Genomic DNA, 21,748 nt, shown 5'->3' on the forward strand with positions numbered 1-21,748 from the left:
CGCCACCCCCGGCGGGCCGGATTCCGAGGAGAACTGTCATGCACCTGTTCCGCCTGGACGCCAGCATCCTGCCCGCCACCTCGACCAGCTCCGAGCTGGCCGACACCGCCCACGCCGAGTGGGACGCCGCCCACCCGGAGGGCACCGTCACCCGCCGCCACCTGGGCACCGACCCGCTGCCCGGCGACATCTGGACCCACGCCACCCTCGCGAGCTTCACCCCCGAGGACCAGCGCACCGAGGAGCAGCGCGCCGCCGCCGCGCTCGGCGCCGAGCTCGCCGAGGAGCTGCGCGCCGCGGACGCCGCGATCATCGCCGTCCCGCTGTACAACTGGGGCGTCTCGCAGCACTTCAAGACCTGGGTCGACGTGGTGATCGCCGGCGCCGGCCCGACCGCCCAGCTGCTCAAGGACAAGCCGGTCCTGCTGGTCACCTCGGCGGGCGGCGGCTTCGCCCCCGGCACCCCGCGCGAGGGCTGGGACCACTCCACCCCATACCTGGAGCGCGTCCTGCGCGACGTCTGGGGCGCCGACCTGACGGTGGTCCGCCGCGAGCTGACCCTCGCCGCCGCCAACCCGGCGATGGAGAGCCTGCGCGACCTGGCCGCCGAGTACCACACCCACGCGCTGGACGCCGCTCGCGACGCCGGCAAGAAGCTGGTCCGCGCCTGACGCGCCACCACCAACGACCGGGCGCCGGAAGGGAATTGACCCTTCCGGCGCCCGCCGCGTTCCGCGCCCGCCGGCCCCGACGTCCGCGCGGCGGCCCGGGGTCGGCGGGCGCACGGGAATGACGCGCACTCGGGACAAATCGATCACCAATCACCTTTCCCCCACTATTCCATCATCCCGGATGATCAAGACATAGGCCGTGCTCGCCATATTCCGGAACCATTCGAGCAATAGTCGAGGTAAACCGGCCAGGGGTGGCCGATTTGCACTCAAAGATTTCGCTTGACATGAGCACGCAGCAAAATCATGCTTATCCGCGGGCCGTGATCAACAGATCCGGCCCGCGCCTCGGCGTCCGCCGGGTCGTTCGTTTCCAGCCGAAAGGACAGGCATGAACAACTTCCTGCGTCGCAGGGCCGGCATCATCGGCGCCGCGCTTCTCGCCGCCACCGCCATGACCGCCATACCCGCCCAGGCCGAGGGAAGCTGGAGCTCCTACATCACGAGCTGGAACTCCGGCAACGAATCGCGCCGCTGGACCGACAACCACACCGACGGCGACGCCACCATGGTCAGCTTCTCCGGCTGCAACATCCACTCCGGTTCCAACGCCATCCAGCTGGAGCTGGACCGCGACATCTCGTACTGGCCGGACGCCACCTACGGCACCCGCAACAACTACTGCGACACCAGCAGCTGGGGCACGATGACCGACAAGGGCAACTTCTACTTCATCGACTACCACGACGGCCCGATCGACGTGAGCAGCGTCTACACGGCATACTGACGTCAATTGCCCGGTCGGCGCCGGAATTCCCCGGCGCCGACCGGGCGAATACATCCGCTCTGAAAACGGAATGCCATGCCGATCAAGATTTCGAACTGCTCGTTCAGTTATCGCCGCGGGATGCCGGTCATCGAGCAGTTGAGCATCTCCTTCGAACCCGGGGCAACCGTGCTGCTCGGGCCCAACGGCGCCGGAAAATCGACGCTGATGGGAATTGCCGCCACGGCGCTGAAACCGAAGGCCGGCGAAATCAGCCTGGGAGACGTCACCGTCAACGGCCGGTCGGCCGTCCGGGCGTACCGGCGCAAGGTCGGCTGGCTCCCGCAGCAGGTCCGCCCGGTGGCCGGGCTCAAGGTCCGCGAGCAGGTCGCGTACGGCGGCTGGCTCAAGGGCATGGACCGCGGCGCGGCCTGGGACGCCTCGGCCGCCGCCCTCGCGAAGGTCCGGCTGACCCAGCTCGCCGACCGCCGCAGCACCGAACTCTCCGGCGGGCAGCTCCGCCGCCTCGGCATCGCGCAGGCGCTGGTGCACGACGCGGAGGTGGTGCTGCTCGACGAGCCCACCGCCGGTCTCGACCCGGCGCAGCGCTCGGCCTTCCGCAAGCTGCTCGCCGAACTCCAGGACACCGTGAGCTTCATCGTGTCGACCCATCAGACCGAGGACTTGGCCGCGAGTTACCGCAGCGTGGTCGTCCTCGACCAGGGACAGGTCAGGTACCAGGGCTCCATCGCGGAGTTCCTCGGCCGGGTGCCGGCCACGGTGTCCGAGGAGCGCCGGGCCGAGGCCGCGTACTCCGAACTCGTCGTCGAGGAGGCGTGATGCGCTGGTCCACCCTGCTGCGTACCTCGATCGCGCTGCGGGTCGCCCCGGCGCTGCTGATCTGGGTGGTGGCGTACATCGGCAACGTCAACGCCTGGGTGGTGCAGGGCTATTGGGAGTCCGTCACAGCCCAGAGCTCGTTCCTGCTGGGCTTCACCGCCCCGGCCTGCGCCGCGTGCGCCGCCTGGGAGGGCGCCCGGGTGCGGGCCTCCCGGGTGCTGGACGGGGCGCCCGTCAGGTCGGCGGCGGCGATCGCGGCCTGGCGGATGCTGCCCGTCCTCGCGATGGGCCTGATCGCCGTGCTGCTGCCGCTCGCGCTGCTGGCGCCGGAGGCCGCCGGGTCGCCGGGCGGGCCGACGCTGTCGATCCTGGGCTCCGAACTGCTCGTGGTGGCGGCCCACACCGCCCTCGGGTACGCCGCCGGCCACTCGCTGCCGACTCTGCTGGCGGTGCCGCTGGTCACCGTGACGAGCTTCGTGTGGATGGCCTACCCGGCCTCGCTGAACACGCTCTGGGTCCGGCAGTTGAACGGTCACAACTTCTCCGAGTGCTGCGCGCTCGACCAGCAGGTGTCGTACCGGGCTCTCGCCGCGGCCGGCCTGGTCGCCCTCGGCGTGATCGCGGGCGCCCTGCTGTGGCTCGCCGGGACGGCCTGGCTGCTGCGGGCGGCCTCGGCGCTCGCCGTCGCGGCCGCGCTGACCGCCGGATCGCTGGTCGCGATGCCGCTCGGGTACCAGGCGTCGGTGGCCCGGGACGAGAGCCTGCTGCGGTGCGACTCCGGACGTCCGCAGCTGTGCCTGTGGCCGGAGCAGCGCGAGGCCGGGGCCGACATCCGGGCCTGGGCGGACCAGGCGCACGCGCAACTCGCCGCCGCGGGCGTGCAGGGCTCCGGCCGGCTGACCCTGCTCTCCGCGCGCCCCTCGCGGGGCGAGGTGGTCAACGCGGTCGCCCGCTCCGCCGTCACCCACACCGTGCCGGACTGCGCCCGCGGCGGCGCATGGCCGGGCTCCCGCGCCGTCGGGCCGGTCAACGCCTGGCTGACGGTCAGCGCGGGCGGCGCGCTCAAGGACCTGAAGGGCAAGCTCCGCCCGGACGACGCCCAGTTGGTCAGCCGGGTCGTCGCGGCCCCGGCCGAGGCCCAACTCGCCTGGTTCCAGCGCAATGCGGAGACCCTGACGTCCTGCGACCGGACTCCGGACCTGGACCCGGGCCACTACCTCGCCGACGCGCCGGGACGGGGGTAGCCGTGCTCTGGTGGTTGCGCGTACGGGCGCTCCCGGCGGTGCTGGCCGGCACCGTGCTGGCGGTGCTGCTGGGCTCGCAGGCCCGGTCGATCGTGGTGCCGGTCCCGATCGTGGTGGGCGGGATCTCCTTCCCCCTGCCGATGGCCTTCCTGCTGCCGCTGATCCCGGTCTGCCTGTTCCTGTACGGCTACGGGCGGGCCGACGCGGCCGTCGAACGGACGGCGGTGCGCCGCGTCCCGCTGCTGGACGTGGCCGCGGTGCTCGGGGCGACGGCGGTGGCGGGCGCCGCCGGGTTCCACTCGGCGACCGGGGTGATGGTGGCCCGGGACTTCGCCGGCTACCTGGGGCTGGCGCTGATCGTCCGCTGGTGCGCGGGGGTGCTGACGGCGGGCCTGGTGATCTCCGTGTTCCCGTTCGTCTGCGCCTCGTTGGGGATCCGGGCCGGCGTCCCGCGGGTCTGGGCGTGGCCGTTCCTGCCCGCCGGTTCGGTGCCCGCCGCGCTGGAGGTGCTGGTGCTGCTGCTGGTGGGTCTCCTGCTGCTGTGGCGCGGCCCGCTGGAGTGGTCGCGGCGGGCGGATCTCGCCACGAGCTGAACCGTCGGAGCGACCGGGAGGCCACCACCGAGTGACCTCCCGGTGCGGCGAATTGACGTCAGTCCACTGGAGGGTGACGTTCCGTCCGATTTGTTGACCGCCCGGGTCCGGTTCCGCCCACTCGGGACTACGATCGATCGATGACGGACACCACACCCAGAGCAGACGACAGAGCCGCGGTCGCGGCCAGGTTCCCGGCCCTCCACGCGCCGCAGCGCTGGGAGTGGGGCGGCATCGACGCGCAGTTCACCACGGAGCTGCCGCCGGACGAACTGGTCACCAACATCCACCTGGTGGGTTTCAGCGAGGGCCGCGTGGTCCTCTGCCGCGACGTACGCGGCCACTGGTTCCTGCCCGGCGGCACCCGCGAGGCCGCCGAGAGCATCGAATCCTGCCTGGCCCGCGAACTGCGCGAGGAGGCCGGCGCCCGCCTCACCGGCCCCCCGACCTGGATCGGCCACCACCTCGCCGTCTCCGAGGGCCCCACCCCCTACCGCCCCTGGCAGCCCCACCCCGTCAAGGCCTGGCTCTGGGGCTGGGCCGAAGTCCTCGTCGACTCCGCCCCCACCAACCCCGCCGACGGCGAACAGGTCCTCGAAGTCCGCCTCACCACCCCCGAAGAGGCCCAACGCCTCCTCACCCACCACCGCGACCCCTGGTGGCCCGAACTGGTCGCCCTGGCAACGGAATCCCGCGCCACGAGCTGATTCAGAAGGGGTTCCCGTCCCGGAAGTCGGTGTGCCACCACTGAACGGCAGTGATGACCACATGGCGATGGGGGCCATTGACGATCTCGTACTCGACCAAGGCAGCATGCCCGTCGAGCGGAATGTCACGGGTGTGAGGGTCGTCCCCAATCGACGAACTGGCCCCGTCCCACGGGTCTCGCATGAGACGCAGTTGCACGGCCAGCAGGGCGTGGTAGAGCGAGTCCGGCGCGGCCAGCAGGAGGTCCTCGACCTCCAGCGAGGGCTCGACGGGCCACAGGTCTGCGGCGTCGAACTCCTCCTCCACCTCTAACCCTCCCGGTTCTCCCTCCGGCTCCGGAGGGAATCCCAGGAGCCCAGCGGGAGTGTACCGGCGCGGACGGCGGCAGTTCGGGCCTCGCGCCCGCCGCGCCGGTCCAGGGTGGCCCGACACCACCAGACCTCCAGCAGGCGCTCGAACGCCTCGCCGGTGGCGGTGCGCCCCAGCTCTACGCGGAACTGCATACGCCTGCTCGGCGAGAGCGCGGCCGCGATGCTGTCCGGGGTACGGGGGATCTCGGGGCTCGCACCGGCGTGGTGGTGCGGTTGAGCGCTCACGCGAACCTCCTCGACGGTTTGCCCGGCCGGGCCTCCAGTATGGCCTGGAAAGCGTAAACGGTGAGCCCGGAAAGCTTGCGTTGTGAGCCCCAAGGGCTTGCTGTGTGAGCCCGGGAGGCTCGAATTTTGAGCCTGCGAGAGGCAGCCGGTGCCCGAAACCTGCATGCTTCGTGCACCGGCTGTGCTGCTACTTGCCCAGGCCCGCGCGGCGGAGGGCGTCGGCCATGGCGGAGTTGGCGGGCGGGGGCGGGGTGCGGTCGGACTGGCGGCGGTCCTGGCGCGGTGGGCGGGAGTCGCGGCGGTTGCCGGTCTCGCGGGGGCCGGCGGCAGGCCGGGTCTCCTCGTCGAGGCGCAGCGTGAGGCCGATGCGCTTGCGCTGGACGTCCACGGCGGTGACCTTGGCGCGGACGATGTCGCCGGGCTTGACCACCTCGCGCGGGTCCTTGACGAAGTTCCTGGAGAGCGCGGAGACGTGCACCAGGCCGTCCTGGTGGACGCCGATGTCGACGAAGGCGCCGAACGCGGCGACGTTGGTGACCACGCCTTCCAGGATCATGCCGATCTCCAGGTCGGAGATCTTCTCCACGCCGTCCTTGAAGCTGGCGGTCTGGAACGCGGGCCGCGGGTCGCGGCCGGGCTTGTCGAGTTCGCCGAGGATGTCGGTGACGGTCGGCACGCCGAAGGTGTCATCGGCGAAGTCGCCGGGCCGCAGCGCGCGCAGCACCGCTCCGTTGCCGATCAGCGAGCTGAGCTCGCCGCCCGTCGCGGCGAGGATGCGGCGGACCACGGGGTAGGCCTCGGGGTGCACCGCGGAGGCGTCCAGCGGGTCGTCGCCGTCGGCGATGCGCAGGAAGCCCGCGCACTGTTCGAACGCCTTGGGGCCGAGCCGGGAGACGTCCTTGAGCGCCCGCCGGGTCCGGAACGGCCCGTTCGCGTCGCGGTGGGCGACGATGTTGTCGGCCAGCGTGCCGGTGATGCCGGAGACCCGGGTGAGCAGCGGCGCGGAGGCGGTGTTGACGTCCACGCCGACGGCGTTGACGCAGTCCTCGACGACGGCGTCCAGCGAGCGGGAGAGCTTGAGTTCGCTCAGGTCGTGCTGGTACTGGCCGACGCCGATCGACTTGGGGTCGATCTTGACGAGTTCGGCCAGCGGGTCCTGCAGGCGGCGGGCGATGGAGACGGCGCCGCGGATGGAGACGTCGAGGCCGGGCAGTTCCTGGGCGGCGAACGCGGAGGCGGAGTACACGGAGGCGCCGGCCTCGCTGACCATCACCTTGGTCAGCCCGAGCTCGGGGTGACGCTTGATCAGGTCGGCGGCGAGGCGGTCGGTCTCCCGGGAGGCGGTGCCGTTGCCGATCGCCACCAGGTCCACCTTGTGCTCGGCGGCCAGCCGGGCCAGCACACCGAGCGCCGCGTCCCACTTGTTGGCGGGCTGGTGCGGGTAGATCGTCTCGTGCGCGACGACCTTGCCGGTGGCGTCGACGACGGCGACCTTGACGCCGGTGCGGAAGCCCGGGTCGAGGCCCATGGTGGCGCGGGTGCCGGCGGGGGCGGCGAGCAGCAGGTCGCGCAGGTTGGCGGCGAAGACCCGCACGGCTTCGTCCTCGGCCTCGGCGCGCAGCCGGGTGCGCTGGTCGATGCCGAGGCGGACCAGGATGCGGGTGCGCCAGGCCCAGCGGACGGTGTCGGTGAGCCACTTGTCGGCGGGCCGGCCGCGGTCGGCGATGCCGAACCGGGCGGCGATCCGCTGCTCGTAGTCGCTCGCGCCGGGCAGGTCGGCCTCTTCCGCGCCGTCGTACGGGGAGAGTTCGAGGTCGAGGACCTCTTCCTTCTCGCCGCGCAGCATGGCCAGGATCCGGTGCGAGGGCAGCTTGGTGTACGGCTCGGCGAAGTCGAAGTAGTCGGCGAACTTGGCGCCGTCCTGCTCCTTGCCGTCGCGGACCTTGGCGACCAGCCGGCCGCGGGTCCACATCCGGGTGCGCAGCGAGCCGACCAGGTCGGCGTCCTCGCCGAAGCGTTCGACCAGGATCGCGCGGGCGCCCTCCAGCGCGGCGGCGGCGTCGGCGACCTGCTCGTTCGCGTAGCCGGCCGCGAGGAGGGCCGGGTCCTGCGTCGGGTCGGCGAGCAGCGTGTCGGCCAGCGGTTCGAGGCCGGCCTCGCGGGCGATCTGCGCCTTGGTGCGCCGCTTGGGCTTGTACGGGAGGTAGATGTCCTCCAGGCGGGCCTTGGAGTCGGCGGCGAGGATCTGGGCGCGCAGTTTGTCGTCCAGCTTGCCCTGGGAGTCGATGGACTCCAGGACGGCGGTGCGGCGCTCCTCCAGTTCGCGCAGGTAGCGCAGCCGCTCCTCCAGGGTGCGCAGCTGCGTGTCGTCGAGGGCGCCGGTGGCTTCCTTGCGGTAGCGCGCGATGAAGGGGACGGTCGCTCCGCCGTCGAGCAGGCCGACGGCGGCCTGCACCTGGTTCTCGCGGACGCCCAGTTCCTCGGCGATCTTGCGTTCGACGGGCATGGTCACGATGCCGGTCACCCTTTCTGGTGGTTTCGCTTCTCGCCCGTGCATTCTGGCAGGTCCGGCGGACGTTTATCGGGCGTCCGGGTGGCCGCACGGGGCGTGCCGCGTTCCGGGGACGTCCGCGGACACGCACCGGCGCCGATCAAGCCGCGCCTGATTTGTCTGATATGTCGGAGTTCGCACGGAGGCCCGACCCCGTCGTACGACCGCACTGGAGGACACGGTGGCGCAGGTTCCCACCCGGCCGATCCGCTGGACCCGCCCCACGACCTGGCCCCGCGAGGTCGTCGCGCTGGCCGGGTACTGGATCGCCAGCCGGATGCTGATGCTCGGTCTGGCCCGCTCGGGCAAGACCGAGCCCCCCGTCGAGGTGGAGGGGCTGTACCAGGGCTGGTCCGAGGTGCTGCGCACCGGCAGCTTCCCGGTGAACGACGTCACCTGGCAGTACCCGCCGGGCGCGGCGCTGCCGATGCTCGCACCCGACCTGCTGCCGTTCCTGACGTACCTTCAGGCGTTCTGGCTGCTGATGCTGCTCACCGACGCGCTGGCCCAGTGCGCGCTGCTGCGGGTCTCGCTGGGCCGGCCCGGCCGCTCCACCTCCGGCGCCTGGCTGTGGGCGCTGACGCTGCCGCTGCTGCTCGGCCTGCCGTACGGCCGCTACGACCTGGCGGTCACCGCGCTGGCGATGGTCGCGCTGCTGCTGTTGCCCGCCCGGCCCCGGCTGGCGGGGGCGCTGGCCGGGATCGGCGCGCTGGTCAAGGTGTGGCCGGCGCTGACGGTGCTCGGCACCCCGCGCGGCCGCACCACCCGGCAGGCCTGGACGGCGATGGCGGCCGCCGCGCTCGCCCTGCTGCTGGTGCTGGCCGCGCTGTTCGACCACGCCCTGGACTTCCTGCACGCGCAGCGCGCCCGCGGCGTCGAGATCGAGTCGCTGGGCGGCACGGGCTTCCAGGTGGCCCGGATGTTCGGCTGGCCGGGCCGGGTCGAGCTCCACTACGGCTCGATGGAGTTCATGGGCCCGTACGTGAACCTGGCGTCCCGGGTGTCCCTGCTGCTGACCGTCGCCGCGTTCGGCTGGCTGCTGCTGTGGCGGCTGCGCGCCCGCCACTGGACGGCCGCCACCCCGTACGACGCGGCGCTCAGCGCGGTGCTGCTGTTCACCCTGACCAGCCGGGTGATCTCCCCGCAGTACCTGATCTGGCTGATCGGGCTGGCCGCCGTCTGCCTGTCCGTCGAGGGCACCTGCCAGCGGCCGGTGGCGCTGCTGCTGATCCCGGTGGTCGGCCTGACCACCGTCGACTACCCGCTGTTCTTCGACGCGGCGGTGATCGGCGGCTGGCGGCCCACCGTGGTGATCGTGGCCCGCAACGGGATGCTGCTGGCGGCGGGCCTCTGGTCGGCCGGACGGCTGTGGCGGGCCACCGTCCCGTCCCGGGTCCGCCGCCGCACTGCGGACGCGCCCGCCGGGCCCCGGCCGGACGCCGATCCGGTCAGCACCTCCTGACCCCACCCGCCCCGGCCGTACACTCGCGGCCATGGCCGACACCGAATTGGACCGGCTCGCCGCCGGCAGCTACCTGCTGATCACCAGTTACCGCAAGGACGGCACTGCCGTGCCGACCCCGGTGTGGATGGTGCGCGACGGCGACACCCTCGGGGTGTGGACCGCCGCCGACTCGTGGAAGGTCAAGCGGATCCGCCGGCGCGCGGACGTCCTGGTCGGGCCGTGCGACCTGCGCGGCAACCCCACCGGCGAGAGCGTGCCGGCCACCGCGACGATCGCCGACCCGGCCACCGCCGAGCGCTACCGGAAGCTGCTCGCCCGCAAGTACCGGCTGCTCTTCTGGCTCACCTGGCTCGGCAGCCGGCTGCGCCGCGGCAGGTCCGGCACCGTCGGGCTCACCATCCGGCTCTCCTGACCCCGCCGCACGCCCCGGGCCGGTCCGGCCGGGCGCCCGGCAAGATCGGCCCGACAGGCCCCGGTCAGTACGGCAGCAGCTCGGGACGCTTGGCGGGCCGCCCGTCGCCGGAGGAGCGGCCGCGCAGCCGCCGACCGATCCAGGGGCCGACGTGGGTGCGCAGCCAGCGGGCGTCCTCGCGCACCTTCTGGCCCCGGGTGCGGGTGTCGGGCTCGGCGAGCGGCGCCCGCCAGTCCTCCTCGGACGGGCGGCCGAGCGCCTCCAGCACCGCCAGCGCGACCCGGCGGTGGCCCTCCGGCGACAGGTGCAGCCGGTCCTCCGCCCACAGCCGGCGGTCGTCGAACGCGGGTGCCGAGAACAGGTCGACCAGCACCATCCGGCCCGGGTACTGCCGCACCGTCCGCTCCGCGAACGCCTTCATCCGCAGGATCGCCGGGAGCAGCCGCGCACTGCCCGCCATCCGCCGGGTCGGGTCGGTCGAGGTGAACAGCACCACGGTGCGGCCCTCGGTGACCAGTTCCGCCGCGCACTGGCCGAGCCGCCGCTCCACCTCGGCGACGTCGCAGCCCGGGCGCAGCACGTCGTTCAGCCCGCCCGCCAGCGTGACCAGGTCGGCGTCGGTCGCCGCCGCCAGGCCCACCTGCTCGTCGCGGATCTGGCCGATCAGCTTCCCGCGCACGGCGAGGTTCGCGTACCGGAAGCCCTCCTGCTCCGCCGCCAGCACCGCGGCCACCCGGTCCGCCCAGCCCCGGAACTCCCCGTCCGGCAGGACGTCGTCGCACATCCCCTCGGTGAACGAGTCCCCCACCGCCACCATCGCCCGGTACTGCCGCACACCGCCTCCTGGGTTCGCTCCTGCGACCTCACCCTACCCAGGCGTCACCGGGGCGGTCCGGGGCCGGGGCACCACGTCCACGGCCTCCGGTCCGTTGACGATCAGCGACGGGACGCGGGCGGGCCGCTGACCCGGTTCGGCCAGGGCCAGCTCGGGCAGCCGCTCGAACAGGGTGCTCAGTGCCACCTCCGCCTCCAGCCGGGCCAGTGGCGCGCCGACGCAGAAGTGCGGGCCGTGGCCGAACGCCAGGTGGCTCTTGTCCGCCCGGGCCGGGTCGAACTCGTCCGGGCGGTCCGGGTGCACCTGCGGGTCCCGGCCCGCGGCGGCGAATCCGACCATGATCGGGTCGCCCTTGGCGATCAGCACGCCCTCGCCGAGGTCGATGTCCTCCAGCGCGTACCGCAGCGGGACGTACATGATGGGGCCTTCCACCCGCAGCGTCTCCTCGATCACGTCCGTCCAGTCGATCCCGCCCGCCCGCAGCCGGGCCAGTTGCCCGGGGTGGGTGAGCAGTTCCAGCGCGGCGCTGGCGATCAGGTTGACGGCCGTCTCGAAGCCGGCGGCGATCATCGTGAACAGCGTGCCGACCAACTCGTGTTCCGCCAGCGGCTGTTCGCCCGGGCGGTCGGAGAGCAGCAGGTCGCTGGTCAGGTCGGCGCCCGGGTTGGCCCGCTTGTACACCGCCAACTCGCCGAGGCGCTCGTAGAGTTCGGTCTGCACGGCCAGTGCGACGTCCTCGGCCACCGAGGAGTCCAGCACCCGGTCGATCAGCCCGCCCAGCGTCTCGCGCATCGGCTCGGGCACGCCGAACAGGTCGCAGATCACCGTCATCGTCAGCGGCCTCGCCAGCGCCGCCCGCAGGTCGGCGTGCTCGCCCGGCGCGAGTGCGCCGAGCGCCGCCACCAGCCGGTCGGCGGTCTCCTGCACCTGCGGGCGCATCAGCTTCACCCGGCGCGGCAGGAAGCTCGGGGCGATCCGGCCCCGGGCCCGGCGGTGCTCCTCCCCGTACCGGTTGACCAGGCTGTCCTGGAAGGCCACCGACCCCAGCACCCAGCCGGCCGGCACCTCCCCCACGCCCGGCCAGTGCCGGCGGAAGTCCCGCGAGACCCGCGGGTCGGTGGTCAGCGCCTGGATCACGCTGTGCCTGGTCACCGACCAGGCACGGATCCGCCCCGGCAGCTCGACCAGCACCGCCGGACCCTGGGCCCGCAGTTCGGCGGCCTCCGCGTGCGGCGCGCCTGCGGTGGCGTCGAGAAACGGACACCTGGGAACGGAAGGATCGGACACGGCGTGCTCCCCTCATCACCGAACGCCCTTGCGTGCCTCATATCGTGCAACCCCCGCCCGGCACCCGGAAGCCTCCCTTCACCATTGGCCTGATTCCACCCCTCCTCTCGCCAACTCCCGTTCCGCAGAGGCCACTTGATCAGGAGGAGAGGAGGGACACCGAGGCCTCGGGGGTGTGCAGCCGGAAGGTGAGGGACTCCTGGAGGTAGAGGTGGACGGTGCTGTCGTCATGGGAGAGGTAGCCGATCGAGAGATCCTCGCCGAGGTGGAGTTCGAAGTCGCCGCCGCGCGCGGAGAGCAGGATGGCGCCCTCGACGGCGGGGGCCCAGATGATGTCGCCGTCGAGCAGGCGGGCGAGGTGGTTGTGGACGGGGTAGCCGTGGTCGGAGGTCTCGTTGACGGCGGTGAAGGTGTCGGCGCCGAGCAGCAGCGAGTAGGGGCCGCCGACGCCGGCCAGGCGCAGCGCGGTGAGGCCGCGGCTGACGGCGTTGGGGTACTCGCGGACGTCGGCGGGCAGGGCGACGGGGTGGTTGCTGGAGCCGTCCCGGATGCCGGTGATGCCGGCGGCGGGGTAGCCGTCGAAGACGGCACGGTCCTCGGCGAGGGCGATGGCGCGGGCGGCGTCCTTGACCGGGTCCCAGTCGGAGTCCTTGGAGCCGCGTTCGACGTCGTCCACGGCGGCCCGGGTGACGGTGAACGGGACGCGCAGTTCGACCAGTGCCCGGCATTCCCGGGCGCGGGCCTGGACGCCGTTGGAGGGGGCGGCGATGTCGGCGAGGTGGCCGGTGCCGATCGCGGCGAGTTCCGGGCCGTCGGGGCCGAGCAGGTCGATCACCCGGCGGCCGGCCAGGTGCAGGGTGAAGGTGCGCCGGGCCTCCTCCTCGATCTCGGCCCAGGCGGCGGCGGAGACGGGCGCCAGCTCGCGGTGCAGGTTGTTCACGGTGCGGGACTCCTCTTCAGGCTGCCGATGTGGAGACTGCCGTCCCGGTCCGCCGGGGGTGCGGGCGGTGCCGGTGACTGCGGTGCCGACGGGGCGCCGGCCCATGCGCGGGTGGCTTCGGGGGTACCGGGCGCGGGCGGCGGGTCGCTCAGGAATTCCATGCTCGGGACGTGGAAGAGGGTCCCGGTGACGGGGGTCGAGAAGTCCAGCAGCCGGTCGTGGGTGGCGGGCCCGCGGCCGAGGAACATGTTGCGGAGCATCTCCTCGGTCACCCACGGGTCGCGGGCGTAGCCGATGAAGTAGGTGCCGCACTCGCCGCCTTCGCCGAACGAGCCGAACGGCATGTTCAGCCGCCAGATGTCCAGCCCCTCGCCGTCCGGCCCGGTGACGGTGTTCAGTGCGACGTGCGAGTCGGCGGGTTTGGTGGCGTCGTCCAGTTCGAGGTTGTCGAGCTTGGTGCGCCCGATGATCAGTTCCTGCCGTTCGGTGCTGAGCGCGTTCCAACCGTCCATGTCGTGCAGGTACTTCTGCACGATGACGTACGAGCCGCCGGCGAATCCCGGGTCCTCCTCGCCGATCAGTACGGCCTCGGCGGCGCCCTGGCCGACCGGGTTCTCGGTGCCGTCGACGAAGCCGATCAGGTCGCGGCAGTCGAAGTACCGGAAGCCCTGGGTCTCGTCGAGGACGCTCACCGCGGCGCCGAGCCGTCCGGTGATCCGGGTGGTCAACTCGAAGCACAGGTCCATGCGTTCGGCGCGGACGTGCAGCAGCAGGTCACCGGGGGTGGCGGGGGCGAGGTGCCGGGAGCCGGCCAGTTCCTCGAAGGGGTGCAGCCGGGCGGGGCGGGGGCCGGCGAACAGGCGGTCCCAGGCGTCCGAGCCGATGCCGACGACCAGCGCCAGTCCGTCGTGCGGGGCGCGGCTGCCGACCGAGCGGGTCAGTCCGCCGAGGTCGGGCAGCAGGTCGCGGACGGTCTGCTCGCCGCCCTCCTCGATCGCGAGCACCAGGAACACGGCGGCCCCGGTCAGATCGGCGAGAACCGGTTGGGGCTGCGGCATGGCGGATGCTCCCATGGGGACGTTCGGACGCCCGCCGACCATACCGGGCAAAAGGTGCGAGAACCCGCGATAACGCCCCGATCGGGCGTGTCCCCTCCGCTGTCGGCCGGTGTCAGCCGGACGCCCCGATCGCGGCCGCGGTCAGCACCAGCAGCGCGAACAGGCCGCCGTACACGGCGAGATGGAAGCGGCGGCCGCGGCCGGTGAACCGCAGCCAGTGGCGGCCCGGTTCGTCGACGTACTCGCCGGCCAGCGCCCCGAAGACCGCGCCGGTCAGCAGCATTCCCGGGACGTAGCCGAGCAGCAGTCGCGCGAAGTCCACCCCGTCGTCCGCGTCCTCGGCCCAGAGATCGCCGACGGCGGTCGCCAGCACCACGATCAGCAGGAGCAGAAGCAGTGCGACCAGCGCGGCGGGCCGCCGGTTCACGGACCGGCGGTCCCACAGCAACCTCAGCTGGCCGCCCGCCGGGAGGAGCACCAGGGCCTGCAGGCCGGACGGGAAGCCGCCGTCGCCGAACAGTGCCGCGCCGCCCCAGGCCAGCAGGATCAGGGTCAGCCCCAGGCCCGTCCCGACCGTCGCCGCCACCAGTCCGCCCAGCGCGCGTGAACGGTCGGTCTCCGGCATGTCCCCTCCTGCTACTGGGCGTTGAGCACCGCGATGCCCGAGTCCCCGACCTCGAACCGGGCGAACAGTTCGTCCAGCGTACGCACCGGCCCGAGGTGGTCGATCAGCAGGACGGCCTGCTTCTCGCCGTCCTGCTCGGCGGGCTCGAAGTCGGTGACCAGTTCGCGGCGCAGCAGCGTCACCCACTCGTCCGCGCCCTCGCCCAACTGCCCGCCGGCTCCGACGAGTTCCTCGTCGAGCACGGCGCGCGGGGCGACCAGCGCGACGGCCAGCCGGTCGCCGGTGCGGGTGTAGCGGGCGGAGAGGTCGAAGGGCAGCAGGTAGAAGACACCCTCCTCGCCCTCATGGCCCCGGTCGAGCAGACGGAGGGCGGCCTGTTCGCCGGAATCGGCGGACTCGCCGTCCAGTGCGAGCAGCACTCCGATCTCGTCCGGGCCGAACGGCGGTACGGCGGTGATCCACATGCGCGAGGAGTCGTCCATGACCGCAGCCAAGCACAACTCCCCGACAGTGTGCGGCTATTGGGCCGATCCGCCGCCCGTCCAGCTGTGGGCGCGCCCGGGCGCGCCCGACTCCACTGCCGCCGCACCTACTTGGCGGCGTACCAGTGACCGCGGACGGCATCGGTCGGGCGCGGGTCGCCGAGTTCGGGGGTGCCCCAGTGGGCGAGCGCCTCGATGACGGGGCGCAGTTCGGTGCCGCGGCCGGTGAGTTCGTAGACGGTGGCGTTGGCGGGGCGCTCCAGGCGGCGGCGCTCGACCAGCCCTTCGGCCTCCAGCTGCTTGAGGCGGGTGGCCAGGATGTCGGTGGAGACGCCCGGCAGGTCGGCGTGCAGGTCGGTGTAGCGGCGCGGTCCGCCGAGGAGTTCACGGACGATCAGGAGGCTCCAGCGCTCCCCGACCGCGTCCAGGGCGCGGGCGACGGCGCAGTACTGGTCGTAGCTTCGGCGTGGCATGCCGTCAGCATAGCCAAGAGGTTGGACTTTCCAAGTCCTCACTTGGTAGAACGAAGCAAGCCGGCCGCAGGGGCTCGGTGACGGGTCGGGAGGCCGCTGATGGAGTTTCGCCAGTCCAGCAAGCTGAAAGACGTGTGCTACGAGATCCGTGGCCCGGTCGTCGACACCGCCAACGCCCTGGAAGAAGCCGGCCACAGTGTGCTCCGGCTGAACACCGGCAACCCGGCGCCGTTCGGCTTCGAGGCGCCCGAGGAGATCGTCCAGGACATCATCCGCAACCTCACCAACGCGCACGGCTACAGCGACTCCCGCGGCATCCTGCCGGCCCGCCGCGCCGTGGTGCAGTACTACCAGCAGCGCGGCGTCCCGAACGTCACCGTGGACGACGTGTACCTCGGCAACGGCGTCTCCGAGCTGATCCAGATGAGCGTGCAGGCGCTGGTCGACGACGGCGACGAGGTGCTCGTCCCGATGCCGGACTACCCGCTCTGGACGGCCGTGGTGACCTTCGCCGGCGGCAAGGCGGTGCACTACCTGTGCGACGAGGAGTCCGACTGGTACCCGGACCTGGACGACATCGCCGCGAAGATCACCGACCGCACCAAGGCCATCGTGGTGATCAACCCGAACAACCCGACCGGCGCGGTCTACCCGAAGGAACTCCTCGAAGGCCTGCTCGACCTGGCGCGCCGCCACAAGCTGCTGGTCTTCGCCGACGAGATCTACGACAAGATCCTCTACGACGGCGCCGAGCACCACTGCCTGGCCGCCCTCGCCGACGACGTCCTCACCCTCACCTTCAACGGCCTGTCCAAGGCCTACCGGGTGGCCGGCTTCCGCAGCGGCTGGCTGCTCGTCTCCGGCCCCAAGCGGCAGGCCAAGGACTACCTCGAAGGCCTCACCATGCTGGCCGGCATGCGCCTGTGCCCCAACGTGCCCGCCCAGTACGCCGTCCAGGCCGCGCTCGGCGGCCGGCAGTCCATCAACGACCTCGTGCTCCCCAACGGCCGCCTCACCGAACAGCGGGACGTCACCTGGCGGGCGCTCAACGAGATCCCCGGCGTCTCCTGCGTCAAGCCCCGCGGCGCGCTCTACGCCTTCGCCAAACTCGACCCCGCCGTGCACCGGATCGTCGACGACGAGCGCTTCGTCCTCGACCTGCTGCTCCGCGAGAAGATCCACATCGTCCAGGGCACCGGCTTCAACTGGCCCCGCCCCGACCACTTCCGCTTCGTCACCCTCCCCCGCGCCGACGACCTGGAGACGGCCATCAACCGGATCGGCCGCTTCCTGGCCACCTACCGCCAGTAGCAGCGGCCCGCCCCCCGGCGAAGTCCCACCCCCAGCCCGGCTCAGCGCCCGCCGAACGGCCGGAACGGGGTCTGGGCACCAGCAGCAGCGCGCCCACGACCCCGTCGCCCGCGCCGGGACGACCAGCGCCAAGCCTCTGGGCGGGGAACTGCTACAAGGCCGGTCAGTACTGCCGGGCCTCGGATCACGGGGTGTCGGGCACGGACGCCTCGGGGCGGACCATCCGGTGCGAGGACAAGAACGGCTGGCGGTGGGTGGCGGGCTGAGGCCCGCTCAGCGGCGCGGGCCATACATGATCACGCCGACGCCCGCCAGGCAGATCAGCGCGCCGAACACGTCCCAGCGGGTGGGGCGGAAGCCGTCCACCACGACGCCCCACAGCAGGGAGCCCGCCACGAAGACGCCGCCGTACGCGGCCAGCACCCGGCCGAAGTTGGCGTCGGGCTGGAGGGCGGCGGTGAAGCCGTAGAGCCCGAGGGCGAGGACGCCGAGACCGGCCAGCCACCAGGGGCGGGACTCGCGGACGGACTGCCAGACCAGCCAGCAGCCGCCGATCTCCAGCAACGCGGCCACGGCGAACAACACGATCGAACGGGCGGTACTCACCGAGCCACCCTAGGGCCGCGCCCCCGGACCCGACAGCACCGGGCCCGGGGGCGACGCGACGCACGGGGGCGTCAGTGGCCGTGCTCGCTGCGGCCCGCGCGGCGGGTGATCGAGTAGTGGTCGATCTGGGTGCCGTTCTCGGCCAGCGCGGTGACCTTCATGGTGCTGGTCGCGCCGCGGTGCGCCGGGGTGACGTCCACCTTGATGAAGGAGTAGCCGGTGTAGCGGACCCGCGACCACTGCACGGTCTCCGCGACCTTCACGCTGCCCTTGTCGAAGTGGTAGGTGACCACCTCGTCCTGGTGGTTCTCGTGGCCCTCGTAGGTGTCGGGGGCGTCGAACGAGTACAGGCTGCGACCGGCCGCGCCGGCGGTCACGTACACCACGCCGTCCTTGGCCGGGTCGATGCTCGCGCCGCTCGGCACCGCCTTGTTGACCTTGTTGCCGAGGATCGCGTCGGTGCGCTCGTACACGTGGTTGTGGCCATTGATGACCAGGTCCACCCGGTACTTCTCGAACAGCGGCACCCAGGCGTCCCGGACACCGCCGTCGGAGGCGTGCTGGTGGGTGGTGGAGAACGCGCAGTGGTGGAAGAACACCACCACGAAGTCGATCCCGTCGTCCGCCCGCAGCTCGCGCAGCTTGCGCTCCAGCCACTCGGTCTGGCGGCCCGCGGTGATGCCCAGGTTGGCCGGGATCTCGTAGGACACGTCGTTGGCGTCCAGCGAGATGACACCCACGTTGCCGTAGCTGAACGCGTAGACGCCGGGCGCCTTTCGCGGGTCCGGGCCGTTGCTCGGCAGGGTGAAGCGGGCGTCGTCGCCGCCGTACCCGTTGTGCGAGTACCAGGCCTCCATGTCGTGGTTGCCGTAGGAGACCATCCACGGGATCCTCGCCGCCACCGTCTCGGTCTGCGCCAGGAACGCGTCCCAGGTCAGCGCGTTGAACGCGACCTTGTCGCTGTCCTTGCCCTGGCCCATCGGGTCGGCGTAGCAGATGTCGCCGGCGTGCAGGTGGAAGACCGGCTTCTGGGCCAGGATGACGTGGTCGTTGCCGGCCGCGTGCGAGGAGACGCCCTGGTCGCCGAAGGCGGTGAAGGTGAACGGCTCGAACGGGCGGCCCCGGCGGCCGTGGCGGGAGGGCGCGGTGGTGAAGGTCTGCAGGGTGGATATCGCCTGCTGCGAGGCCGGGTCGAAACCCTCGTGGCCCACGCCGTAGTAGTACGTGGTACCGGGCTGAAGGTGGTTCAGCTCCACATGCAGGTAGTACTGGTCGACCGGAGTGGCGCCGTCGACCAGCGCGGGGGTGTGCAGCGCCCGGACCTCGGCCTCGATCTTGTGGCTGAGCTCCCACGGGTGCCGGCCGAAGCGCAGGAACGGCTTCTTCACCGGTGCCGGCACCTGCCAGGACACCCGCATCTGGGTGTCGGCCTCGGCACCGAACTGCAGGTGACGGCCGACCGGGGCCACCAGCGAACCGGACACCGTGTCCGTCGCGCTGCCCTGCTTCGCGGCCGGGTCGGCGAACGCCGTGCCGGAGCCCAGCGCCCCGCCGACGGCCAGCGCGCCGACCGTCACCGCGCTGGAGCGCAGCAGGGTGCGGCGGGAGAGCTTGCTGCGCAGGTACTCGTGCTGCTCGGCCATGTTCATGCGAGCGGCCAGACGGGCGGGCACGCCCATGTTGGGGATATCCATGCGCGGGAGACTGTCAGTGGCCGGTGGCCGCCATCCGGATGCTCGGTGAACGAGCGTCATCGTGTCGGTCTGGCCGAGCACATGATCGGACCATGTGTTGGCAAAGCCGCCGACAGGGCGTGCCCGCCGACCCGATCATGGCGCGTCGTCGCTGCTCACAGCGGGTCGCCCGGCAGCTCCAGGTACGCCGCCCGCAACCGCGCCAGCCCCGCCGCCTCGGCCTCCCGGACGTCGAACTCCCGCCCGTCCACCGCCGAGACCACCCGCACGCCGGTCGTCGCATTGGTCGCGAACACCGCGTCCACGCCCGCCAGTTCCTTCCCCACCCTGGAGAATTCCCCGCCGCACGCCTCGCGCAGCAGCGTCATCGCCGTGCCCGTCAGGTACTCGCCCTGCGGCCACACCACCTCACCGCCGCGCAGGAACCCGACGTTCCACGTCGCGCCCTCCGTCAAGGCGCCCGCCGCGTCCACGAACAGCGCGTCGTCGAACCCGGCCTGCTGGGCGAGCCGGCGCTGCCGCAACACCCCGAACAGCGCCACGCTCTTCACCTGCGGCAGATCCCGCCGGTACGGCACCGTCCGCACCCGCACCGGCCCCGGCACCCCGCTGCCCGCCGGACGGGCCGTCACCAGCACCCTCGGACTGGCCGTCCCCCCGACACTCCCCAGATCCATCGCCGGATCGAACAGCGTCACCCGCAACACCACCGCCCCCCGCGCCGGAGCCTGCCGCCGGGCCAACTCCCGCACCCGCTCCCGGTCCGGCCGCACCCCGAACACCACCTCGCAGTCCCGCTCCAACCGCCCCAGATGCAACCCCAGCCCCCGCACCCGGCCGTCCTCCACCAGCATCGTGGTGAAGTGCCCATAGTTCGTCAGCGCCAACCCCTGCAACTCCCCGACCGCCACCGGCCGCCCATCCAACTCCGCCACCACACTCGCCTCGTTCACGCCCCCATTCTCCTCAGCGGCGACACACCAGCACCCCACCGAGACACCCGATCCGGAACACCCCCTCCGCCCCGAACACCTCACCGAGGATCCCCGGCGCCCGCTCCAAGGAGAACCGCGCACTCAGCGAGACCCGCCCCGGCCCCTCCACCACCCCGAGCACGTCCCCGGCCGCCCGCGCCCACAGCCGGTCCAGCTCCGACTTGTCGCTCTCACTGTTGGTCGAAGCGATCAGCACCAACTGCGCGGAGACCACGTCCTGCCGTGATGCCGGCTGCCCGCTGGGCCCGGTAGCCTCGCGCGATGGATTCGTAGCGATGGGTGGGGGTTTACCGATGACCGGACGGGTCGTGTTCAGGGATGCCGAAGGGCGGGAGCTCACCGAGGAGGAGCTGGCCGGGGTGACCGGGCAGGTGGGGTGGGAGCTCGTCGGGAGTGGCGAAGTACCGTCGCAGGCACGGCTGTTGCACCAGGAGGGCCGGGAGGCCGGTGAGCGCGGCGACTACGCGGCGGCGCTCGCGCTGCTGGAGCAGGCCCAGGTGCTCGCGCCGGGCTGGCCGCATCCGTCGTACGACGCGGCGTTCACGGTGCTGCTGCAGGGCGATGCCGTGCGGGCCGAGGAGTTGTACGCGGAGGTGGACCGGCTCGCGCCGCGCGGGTTCTTCACCTGCAAGACCACGCTGGACATGCTGCGCCGTGAGCTCCGCGGCGAGCTGTTCGACGGTTTCAGCCAGGCGTTCCTGCAACTGGAGTGGCTGGAGGATCCGGAGCAGCGGCGCGGGCTGCTCCAGGGCATCGTGCAGCGTTTCCCGGGTTTCCCGCCGGCCTGGAAGGAACTGGCCGCGCTGCTGACCGATCCGGACGAGCAGTTGGCCGCGCTGGAGCGCGGGCTGGCGGGGGACCCGGACGGGGAGACCCGGGGCATGCTGCTGGTCAACAAGGCCCTGCTGCTCCAGCACAGCGACCTCGGCGCGGCGGTCGCCGTTCTCGGCGAGCTGGCCCTCGACCCGGAGTCCACCCTCGGCGCCGAGACCATGGCCAAGATCGTGCTGGCTCGGCTGACCGGGCAGAGCTGATCGGCCCACGGGAAATCGTGCTGCGACCCGCGTGGCGGGCCGGATAGGTTCGGGGGATGACTGCGACCGAGGCTCAGCGCCGCCCCGTACCGTTCAACGACAGTGGCGAACTCGACACCGCGCTCGCCTTCCTGGCCTTCGCCAGGGAGTGCGTGGTGAAGAAGACCGAGGGCCTGACGGAGGAGCAGTTGCGCCGTGTCCTGGTCGGGACGGGGACGAATCTGCTGGGTCTGGTGCGGCATCTGACGGCGGCCGAGCGGTACTGGTTCGGCCATCATGTGGCGGGCGACAAGGCGTACGCGGAGGTCGACTTCGGCATGGCGGTTCCGGCGGAGGTGAGCGCCGAGCAGGTGTTGGCCGCCTACGCGGAGGCCGTCGCGGCCAGTGACGCGGTGATCGGCGCGTCCGCCGATCTGTCGCGTCCGGTGGCGGTGCCGGTCCGCGAGGAGTTGCTCTCGGTGCGGTGGGTGGTCGCTCACATGACCAGTGAGACGGTCCGGCACGCCGGTCACGCCGACATCCTGCGGGAGCAGATCGACGGCGCGACCGGCCGGTAGGGGCC

General features: G+C 72.2%; 24 protein-coding genes and 1 pseudogene. 11 read left to right on the top strand and 14 right to left on the bottom strand.

What is annotated here, in order from left to right:
• Positions 1-38 precede the first annotated feature (38 nt).
• The 6 genes from ACZ6R9_RS27480 (at position 39) to ACZ6R9_RS27505 (ending at position 4,821) form a co-directional block, all read left to right on the top strand.
• Positions 39-671, top strand: a complete 633-nt coding sequence (locus ACZ6R9_RS27480; RefSeq protein ID WP_465540927.1) for an FMN-dependent NADH-azoreductase — start codon at positions 39-41, stop codon at positions 669-671.
• Positions 672-1,062: 391 nt separating this feature from the next.
• Entirely contained in the window at positions 1,063-1,458 is a 396-nt protein-coding gene (locus ACZ6R9_RS27485) for a hypothetical protein (protein ID WP_465540929.1), read from the top strand.
• A 75-nt stretch (positions 1,459-1,533) separates the two neighbouring features.
• The gene (locus ACZ6R9_RS27490) at positions 1,534-2,277 is read left to right on the top strand and encodes an ATP-binding cassette domain-containing protein (RefSeq protein WP_465540931.1); all 744 of its coding nucleotides are present in this window, start codon (positions 1,534-1,536) and stop codon (positions 2,275-2,277) included.
• Positions 2,277-3,521 (top strand): DUF7224 domain-containing protein, encoded by a 1,245-nt coding sequence (locus ACZ6R9_RS27495; protein WP_465540933.1) that lies wholly within the window; start codon positions 2,277-2,279, stop codon positions 3,519-3,521. The genes ACZ6R9_RS27490 and ACZ6R9_RS27495 overlap by 1 nt, the downstream gene beginning before the upstream one ends.
• Positions 3,522-3,523: 2 nt before the next feature.
• Positions 3,524-4,114 (top strand): hypothetical protein, encoded by a 591-nt coding sequence (locus ACZ6R9_RS27500; RefSeq protein WP_465540935.1) that lies wholly within the window; start codon positions 3,524-3,526, stop codon positions 4,112-4,114.
• Positions 4,115-4,254: 140 nt separating this feature from the next.
• Positions 4,255-4,821 (top strand): NUDIX domain-containing protein, encoded by a 567-nt coding sequence (locus ACZ6R9_RS27505; RefSeq protein ID WP_465540937.1) that lies wholly within the window; start codon positions 4,255-4,257, stop codon positions 4,819-4,821.
• Position 4,822: 1 nt separating this feature from the next.
• On the opposite strand, the gene ACZ6R9_RS27510 is transcribed toward ACZ6R9_RS27505, so the two are convergent.
• The 3 genes from ACZ6R9_RS27510 to ACZ6R9_RS27520 all read right to left on the bottom strand — a co-directional run bounded on the left by ACZ6R9_RS27510 (position 4,823) and on the right by ACZ6R9_RS27520 (position 7,924).
• Positions 4,823-5,128, bottom strand: a complete 306-nt coding sequence (locus ACZ6R9_RS27510) for a hypothetical protein (RefSeq protein WP_465540939.1) — start codon at positions 5,126-5,128, stop codon at positions 4,823-4,825.
• 2 nt (positions 5,129-5,130) lie between these two features.
• Positions 5,131-5,418, bottom strand: a complete 288-nt coding sequence (locus tag ACZ6R9_RS27515) for a hypothetical protein (protein ID WP_465540941.1) — start codon at positions 5,416-5,418, stop codon at positions 5,131-5,133.
• 187 nt (positions 5,419-5,605) lie between these two features.
• Entirely contained in the window at positions 5,606-7,924 is a 2,319-nt protein-coding gene (locus ACZ6R9_RS27520; RefSeq protein ID WP_380481991.1) for a Tex family protein, read from the bottom strand.
• 226 nt (positions 7,925-8,150) lie between these two features.
• On the opposite strand from ACZ6R9_RS27520, the gene ACZ6R9_RS27525 reads away from it, so the two are divergent.
• Positions 8,151-9,431, top strand: coding sequence for a glycosyltransferase 87 family protein (locus ACZ6R9_RS27525; RefSeq protein WP_380481859.1), 1,281 nt, complete (start codon positions 8,151-8,153; stop codon positions 9,429-9,431).
• 31 nt (positions 9,432-9,462) lie between these two features.
• The gene (locus tag ACZ6R9_RS27530; protein WP_380481861.1) at positions 9,463-9,846 is read left to right on the top strand and encodes a PPOX class F420-dependent oxidoreductase; all 384 of its coding nucleotides are present in this window, start codon (positions 9,463-9,465) and stop codon (positions 9,844-9,846) included.
• Positions 9,847-9,910: 64 nt separating this feature from the next.
• On the opposite strand, the gene ACZ6R9_RS27535 is transcribed toward ACZ6R9_RS27530, so the two are convergent.
• From ACZ6R9_RS27535 to ACZ6R9_RS27565, 7 genes and pseudogenes are all read right to left on the bottom strand, one after another.
• Positions 9,911-10,681 (bottom strand): SGNH/GDSL hydrolase family protein, encoded by a 771-nt coding sequence (locus ACZ6R9_RS27535; RefSeq protein ID WP_380481863.1) that lies wholly within the window; start codon positions 10,679-10,681, stop codon positions 9,911-9,913.
• Between the two features lie 33 nt (positions 10,682-10,714).
• Positions 10,715-11,968, bottom strand: coding sequence for a cytochrome P450 family protein (locus ACZ6R9_RS27540; protein ID WP_465540944.1), 1,254 nt, complete (start codon positions 11,966-11,968; stop codon positions 10,715-10,717).
• Between the two features lie 139 nt (positions 11,969-12,107).
• A complete protein-coding gene (locus ACZ6R9_RS27545; RefSeq protein WP_380481867.1) occupies positions 12,108-12,908 on the bottom strand; it encodes a family 1 encapsulin nanocompartment shell protein in 801 nt (266 codons plus the stop codon).
• Positions 12,905-13,966, bottom strand: coding sequence for a Dyp-type peroxidase (locus ACZ6R9_RS27550; protein ID WP_380481869.1), 1,062 nt, complete (start codon positions 13,964-13,966; stop codon positions 12,905-12,907). The genes ACZ6R9_RS27545 and ACZ6R9_RS27550 overlap by 4 nt, the downstream gene beginning before the upstream one ends.
• 112 nt (positions 13,967-14,078) lie before the next feature.
• Positions 14,079-14,591: a hypothetical protein gene (locus ACZ6R9_RS27555; RefSeq protein ID WP_465540948.1), complete on the bottom strand. Its 513-nt coding sequence runs from the start codon at positions 14,589-14,591 to the stop codon at positions 14,079-14,081.
• An 11-nt stretch (positions 14,592-14,602) separates the two neighbouring features.
• The gene (locus ACZ6R9_RS27560; protein WP_465540950.1) at positions 14,603-15,085 is read right to left on the bottom strand and encodes a hypothetical protein; all 483 of its coding nucleotides are present in this window, start codon (positions 15,083-15,085) and stop codon (positions 14,603-14,605) included.
• A gap of 104 nt (positions 15,086-15,189) precedes the next feature.
• Positions 15,190-15,546, bottom strand: a pseudogene (locus tag ACZ6R9_RS27565) (winged helix-turn-helix transcriptional regulator); the annotation flags it as partial.
• 99 nt (positions 15,547-15,645) lie between these two features.
• Here ACZ6R9_RS27565 and ACZ6R9_RS27570 point away from each other — a divergent pair.
• Complete coding sequence (locus ACZ6R9_RS27570) at positions 15,646-16,857, top strand: pyridoxal phosphate-dependent aminotransferase (protein ID WP_380481875.1); 1,212 nt, start codon at positions 15,646-15,648, stop codon at positions 16,855-16,857.
• Between the two features lie 273 nt (positions 16,858-17,130).
• Here the strand turns inward: ACZ6R9_RS27570 and ACZ6R9_RS27575 are convergent, their stop codons facing one another.
• The 4 genes from ACZ6R9_RS27575 to ACZ6R9_RS27590 form a co-directional block, all read right to left on the bottom strand.
• Positions 17,131-17,463 (bottom strand): YnfA family protein, encoded by a 333-nt coding sequence (locus tag ACZ6R9_RS27575; protein ID WP_380481877.1) that lies wholly within the window; start codon positions 17,461-17,463, stop codon positions 17,131-17,133.
• Positions 17,464-17,534: 71 nt separating this feature from the next.
• A complete protein-coding gene (locus ACZ6R9_RS27580; protein WP_465540952.1) occupies positions 17,535-19,157 on the bottom strand; it encodes a purple acid phosphatase family protein in 1,623 nt (540 codons plus the stop codon).
• Positions 19,158-19,312: 155 nt separating this feature from the next.
• Positions 19,313-20,092: an aminotransferase class IV gene (locus ACZ6R9_RS27585; protein WP_380481993.1), complete on the bottom strand. Its 780-nt coding sequence runs from the start codon at positions 20,090-20,092 to the stop codon at positions 19,313-19,315.
• 31 nt (positions 20,093-20,123) lie between these two features.
• A complete protein-coding gene (locus ACZ6R9_RS27590; protein ID WP_380481881.1) occupies positions 20,124-20,366 on the bottom strand; it encodes a hypothetical protein in 243 nt (80 codons plus the stop codon).
• A 79-nt stretch (positions 20,367-20,445) separates the two neighbouring features.
• Between ACZ6R9_RS27590 and ACZ6R9_RS27595 the strand changes: the two genes are divergently transcribed.
• Together ACZ6R9_RS27595 and ACZ6R9_RS27600 are read left to right on the top strand one after the other, a co-directional pair.
• Positions 20,446-21,186, top strand: a complete 741-nt coding sequence (locus ACZ6R9_RS27595) for a hypothetical protein (RefSeq protein WP_465540954.1) — start codon at positions 20,446-20,448, stop codon at positions 21,184-21,186.
• 56 nt (positions 21,187-21,242) lie between these two features.
• A complete protein-coding gene (locus ACZ6R9_RS27600; protein WP_465540956.1) occupies positions 21,243-21,743 on the top strand; it encodes a DinB family protein in 501 nt (166 codons plus the stop codon).
• Positions 21,744-21,748 lie beyond the last annotated feature (5 nt).

This window comes from Kitasatospora sp. NPDC048662 (assembly GCF_055587065.1).

What these genes read in the sequence shown, in the direction of transcription:
- ACZ6R9_RS27505 (WP_465540937.1), top strand. Translation starts at nt 4,255, where the DNA reads ATGACGGACACCACACCCAGAGCAGACGACAGAGCCGCGGTCGCGGCC.
- ACZ6R9_RS27570 (WP_380481875.1), top strand. Translation starts at nt 15,646, where the DNA reads ATGGAGTTTCGCCAGTCCAGCAAGCTGAAAGACGTGTGCTACGAGATC.
- ACZ6R9_RS27485 (WP_465540929.1), top strand. Translation starts at nt 1,063, where the DNA reads ATGAACAACTTCCTGCGTCGCAGGGCCGGCATCATCGGCGCCGCGCTT.
- ACZ6R9_RS27555 (WP_465540948.1), bottom strand. Translation starts at nt 14,591, where the DNA reads ATGCCGGAGACCGACCGTTCACGCGCGCTGGGCGGACTGGTGGCGGCG.
- ACZ6R9_RS27490 (WP_465540931.1), top strand. Translation starts at nt 1,534, where the DNA reads ATGCCGATCAAGATTTCGAACTGCTCGTTCAGTTATCGCCGCGGGATG.
- ACZ6R9_RS27480 (WP_465540927.1), top strand. Translation starts at nt 39, where the DNA reads ATGCACCTGTTCCGCCTGGACGCCAGCATCCTGCCCGCCACCTCGACC.
- ACZ6R9_RS27550 (WP_380481869.1), bottom strand. Translation starts at nt 13,966, where the DNA reads ATGCCGCAGCCCCAACCGGTTCTCGCCGATCTGACCGGGGCCGCCGTG.
- ACZ6R9_RS27495 (WP_465540933.1), top strand. Translation starts at nt 2,277, where the DNA reads ATGCGCTGGTCCACCCTGCTGCGTACCTCGATCGCGCTGCGGGTCGCC.
- ACZ6R9_RS27580 (WP_465540952.1), bottom strand. Translation starts at nt 19,157, where the DNA reads ATGGATATCCCCAACATGGGCGTGCCCGCCCGTCTGGCCGCTCGCATG.
- ACZ6R9_RS27600 (WP_465540956.1), top strand. Translation starts at nt 21,243, where the DNA reads ATGACTGCGACCGAGGCTCAGCGCCGCCCCGTACCGTTCAACGACAGT.
- ACZ6R9_RS27595 (WP_465540954.1), top strand. Translation starts at nt 20,446, where the DNA reads ATGACCGGACGGGTCGTGTTCAGGGATGCCGAAGGGCGGGAGCTCACC.
- ACZ6R9_RS27520 (WP_380481991.1), bottom strand. Translation starts at nt 7,924, where the DNA reads ATGCCCGTCGAACGCAAGATCGCCGAGGAACTGGGCGTCCGCGAGAAC.
- ACZ6R9_RS27530 (WP_380481861.1), top strand. Translation starts at nt 9,463, where the DNA reads ATGGCCGACACCGAATTGGACCGGCTCGCCGCCGGCAGCTACCTGCTG.